This is a genomic window from Lachnoclostridium sp., from assembly GCF_031997925.1.
In the GTDB taxonomy this organism is placed as follows: Bacteria; Bacillota; Clostridia; order Lachnospirales; family Lachnospiraceae; genus Lachnoclostridium.
Window position 1 is genome coordinate 328,715 of the sequence record NZ_DAMADT010000001.1, and the last position, 4,760, is coordinate 333,474.

The following is a 4,760-nucleotide window of genomic DNA, read 5'->3' on the forward strand; positions in this document are numbered from 1 at the left end:
AAGCAGTAGGTTAAATTAAAAGCAAAATAACAAATAGTGATTCAATAAATCAAAAACTAAAGGATAAACAAAATAACAAATTACAAAAATTGATAAATCAAACGAATGTATGCTTGATTATTCCTAAGGTTAGAGTTATCATAGGGCTAGAAAGTAATATTATAAGACTAAGGGGTATAAAAGATACCTAAGAATTATAATAATGAGGTGGATGGTATGATTTTTTTGATAATTGCAATAGCAATTTTTGCATTAGACTTTTTTATTAAGCAATATATTGAGAAAAACAAAACGATAGGTAAAAGTGAGAAGATTTTTAAAGGTCGTATCGTTGTTACAAAATATCATAACCAGGGTGCCTTTTTGAACTTTATGGAGAAAAAAAGAGAACTCCTCTTGTTAATGTCCGGCATTATGATTGGTGGTATTACGATATTAATGGCAATCATATTCCCACAAAAGGGAAAACGGATTCTGAAAACAGGTATTGCATTTTTAGCTGGTGGTGCTTCTAGTAATGTGTATGATAGGCTTAAAAGAGGGTATGTAGTAGATTATTTTAGTTTTTCATTTTACCAGAAAGTGATATTTAATATATCAGACTTTTTTATATTCCTAGGTAGTATTATCCTTGCTGTTCGTATTATTTTTAAAGGATTGGAGTAAAAATTTTAGGAAAGCCACTTGCTGTTAATCGAATCTTACAAGAAATACAGCGAAATGAACTTAGTTAAAAATGAAGCATAAGAGAGTGAAAAGTGATCCACTTCTTATGCTCCTTTTTTACCTTTTTGAATTTGATAAAATTATACTAATGTATAGTCTTGGAAAAGATGGTTAGTTGTATGTTTGAAACTTAGTGAAATCTTTTATTTCTAGTATAGGGAAATATTTTTCGTAAATTCGTATAGAGTTATCTACTCGAGTTGTCTAAAGCAGCACCTACAAATCCTTTAAATAGTGGATGGGGACGGTTAGGACGTGACTTAAACTCCGGATGTGCTTGAGTAGCGATAAACCAGGGGTGGTTTGGAAGTTCCATCATTTCAACAATTCTTCCATCCGGGCTAAGACCAGATAATTTCACACCGTGGCGAATCAGTTCATCACGATAATAGTTGTTTACCTCAAAGCGATGACGATGACGTTCTGTAATTGTTGTGGTCTGATATAGTTCATACGCTTTGCTGGTTTTATCAAGAATGCAAGGATAAGAGCCAAGCCTTAATGTTCCTCCTATGTCTTCAATACCATCTTGCTCCGGCATTAGGTGAATTACTGGATGAGTAGTTTCGGGATTTAACTCGATACTATGAGCATCTGAAAAACCTAGAACATGACGGGCATATTCAACAACAGCAAGTTGCATTCCAAGACATAGCCCAAGAAATGGGAGTTTATGTTCCCTTGCATATTGGATTGCTAAGATCTTTCCTTCGATTCCACGATCACCAAATCCACCCGGTACCAGGACACCGTTTACATCTTGTAGAAGATCTGCTACGGTTTCCTTCGTAACAGATTCCGAAGGGATCCATTTAATCTGAATGGAAGCATTATGAGCAACAGCTCCATGTTTTAAAGACTCCACGACGCTAATGTAGGCGTCATGTAGCTGAGTGTATTTACCAACCAACGCCACTGTAACATCATGGGTAGGATTTTTTAAAGAATAGACCATATCCTCCCAATCTTTTAAGTCTGGTTCTGGACAGTTTAAGTGAAGGCATTCACAGGCAACATCAGCAAGGTGCTCTTCTTCCATCATCAGTGGAATCTCATACAAGGTATCTGCATCTAAGTTCTGAAGAACGTGGTTGCGGGGAACATTACAAAACAGGGATATTTTTTCACGAATTCCCGGCTCGAGTGGAAGCTCTGTACGGCACATAATAATATCCGGCTGTATCCCCATTCCCTGTAGGTCTTTTACGCTGGCTTGGGTTGGTTTTGTTTTCATTTCCCCCGAAGCTTTTAGATAAGGGATTAAAGTTACATGTATAAGAATTGCATTTTCTCTTCCGACATCATGCTGAAACTGACGAATTGCCTCGAGAAAAGGTTGGCTCTCAATATCGCCTACAGTTCCGCCGACTTCAATAATTGCTATGTGTGTCTCATTACAACTATCGTTACGATAAAAATGATCTTTAATTTCATTTGTAATATGGGGGATCACCTGTACGGTGCCACCTCCAAAGTCACCTCGACGTTCTTTAGACAATACGGTCCAATAAATCTTACCGGTAGTAACATTAGACTGCTTTGTTAGACTCTCATCTATAAAACGTTCATAATGACCAAGGTCAAGGTCAGTTTCAGCACCATCATCCGTTACAAAGACTTCACCGTGTTGGATTGGATTCATGGTACCTGGATCGATATTAATGTACGGATCAAATTTTTGCATTGTTACATGGTACCCTCTAGCCTTCAATAATCGGCCAAGAGAAGCAGCGGTGATACCCTTGCCAAGACCAGATACGACACCGCCAGTTACAAAAACATATTTTACGCCCATAGTTAGCTCCCTCCTATAATTGCTCTGGGTTTACCGGTGAGTGTCCGGTTCCCAAAAGGCTTACCTGTAAAAACTAAAAAAGCATTCAAAATCTTGGCCTTTTGTAGAAAAAGGGTCACGGATGTCCGGACATATCAAGATTTTAAACGCTAACACCTTCGCTAGTGTATTAAAAAAATAAAATATATTATAATACTATTGAGATATAAAATCTAGTGTTTTTTTTATCGAATCAAAAAAACTTATTACAAGGAGCAAAGAAAAACAGAAAAAACTTATTACAAGAAGTAATAATAAGAAAAACAGAAAAAACTTATTACAAGAAGTAAATAATAAGAATAACAGAGCTTTGACTTTATTAAGCTAACTATGTCTTTAAGTATAAAAACTTAAATAAAATTGAAAATTTTGCTTTTTATTTTAAAACCGTAAGTTAATTCTTCAATAAAAAATATAGTATTAAGTAAAAAAAGAAAAAGGATAATGTAACTTTTGAAAGCTCGCTTTATGTTTCTAATAAAAGTAGTTGCTTTTCCAACACACATATATGCGTATCAATATACAAATAAAAAGTTTAATATGTGAAATACTCAATTTAAAATGAAGTATATCAAATCATGTTTTTACTATAAATTTTACGGATAACTATGGAGTAATTGCCGTTAAATTGTGAGAAAACAATACAAATCTTTCATAATTAGGACACAAAAAATTTAGAACTTAAAACTTGATTTATATTTTAAGTATCATTATAATGAAATTATGTTTTTACTGGAATAAAATAAAACGAATTCGTTAGGAGGATCCGATGGATAATAGAGATAAAAATGGCGATGACAAGAAAAAAAACTGGCAGGGAAAACGCGGTTGGATATTTAGTCTTGTTGCAGCCTTAATCATGGTAATGCTCTTTTCCTATATGACAAAACAATTAGAACAGGGCAGAATCGAAGAAATATCATTTAATGAATTTCTTGCGATGGTTGAAAATGACGACCAAAATAAGATAGATCATATAGAATATGATTATGGTAAAAACCAATATACGATTTATACAGAACTAGCGAAGGATAATCCGCGTGAGAAAATTTATGTTGTGGGTATTCCACATGATTATCCGATCAGCGAGTTATTGTTAGAAAAAAATATTAGGTTCGATCCAAACCGTAATATTAATGAAACAACCGTCGTTGATATATTGTTGGCATATGTGTTACCTTTTGTTTTAATCTATGGCGTTATGTTCTTTTTATTCCGTATGATTTCTAAGAGTGGCGGCGGAATGATGGGGGGAGTCGGCAAAAGTAATGCGAAGGTATATGTCGAAAAAGAGACTGGTGTGACATTTAAAGATGTAGCTGGTCAGGAAGAGGCGAAAGAATCCCTAACAGAATTAGTGGATTTTCTTCATAACCCCGGAAAATATACAAGAATCGGTGCGAAACTTCCAAAAGGTGCCCTTCTTGTGGGACCTCCGGGTACTGGTAAAACTTTATTAGCAAAGGCTGTAGCAGGGGAAGCGAAAGTTCCGTTTTTCTCTCTATCTGGTTCTGATTTTGTTGAAATGTTTGTCGGTGTCGGTGCATCTCGTGTACGTGACTTGTTTAAGCAAGCACAGCTTCAAGCGCCATGTATCGTGTTTATTGACGAGATCGATGCCATAGGTAAGAGCAGAGATTCCCATTATGGCGGTGGAAATGATGAAAGAGAGCAAACATTAAATCAGTTGCTTTCTGAAATGGATGGTTTTGATACTTCCAAAGGTATTGTTATATTAGCTGCTACAAACCGACCAGAAGTACTAGATAAGGCACTTCTTCGTCCTGGACGATTTGACCGAAGAGTTATTGTAGATAAACCGGATTTAAAAGGTCGTGTTGAGACCTTAAGGGTTCATGCAAAGAATGTATTAATGCATGATTCTGTGGATTTAGAAGAGATTGGCCTTGCAACGAGCGGCGCAGTTGGCTCTGATTTAGCCAATATGATTAATGAAGCTGCAATCTTAGCAGTAAAAGAAGGTAGAACAGTAGTTACTCAAAATGATTTGTTTGAATCAGTTGAAGTTGTAATCGCTGGTAAGGAAAAGAAGGATCGTATTCTTGGACCAGAAGAAAAGAAGATAGTTGCGTACCACGAAGTAGGACATGCCTTAGTGACAGCTTTAGAGAAAAATGCTGAGCCAGTTCAAAAGATTACCATAGTACCACGTACGATGGGATCTCTTGGTTACGTAATG

Annotated in this window: 3 protein-coding genes; 2 read left to right on the forward strand and 1 reads right to left on the reverse strand. The window is 35.8% G+C overall.

Going from position 1 to position 4,760, the window contains the following annotated elements; all coding sequences use genetic code 11:
- Positions 1-216 precede the first annotated feature (216 nt).
- Positions 217-666: a signal peptidase II gene (locus RTP52_RS01430; RefSeq protein WP_312107210.1), complete on the forward strand. Its 450-nt coding sequence runs from the start codon at positions 217-219 to the stop codon at positions 664-666.
- A gap of 247 nt (positions 667-913) precedes the next feature.
- On the opposite strand, the gene RTP52_RS01435 is transcribed toward RTP52_RS01430, so the two are convergent.
- Positions 914-2,521, reverse strand: a complete 1,608-nt coding sequence (locus tag RTP52_RS01435) for a CTP synthase (RefSeq protein ID WP_312368751.1) — start codon at positions 2,519-2,521, stop codon at positions 914-916.
- Between the two features lie 808 nt (positions 2,522-3,329).
- Between RTP52_RS01435 and ftsH the strand changes: the two genes are divergently transcribed.
- A partial coding sequence (gene ftsH, locus RTP52_RS01440) for an ATP-dependent zinc metalloprotease FtsH (protein ID WP_312368753.1) occupies positions 3,330-4,760 on the forward strand: 1,431 nt, incomplete at its 3' end.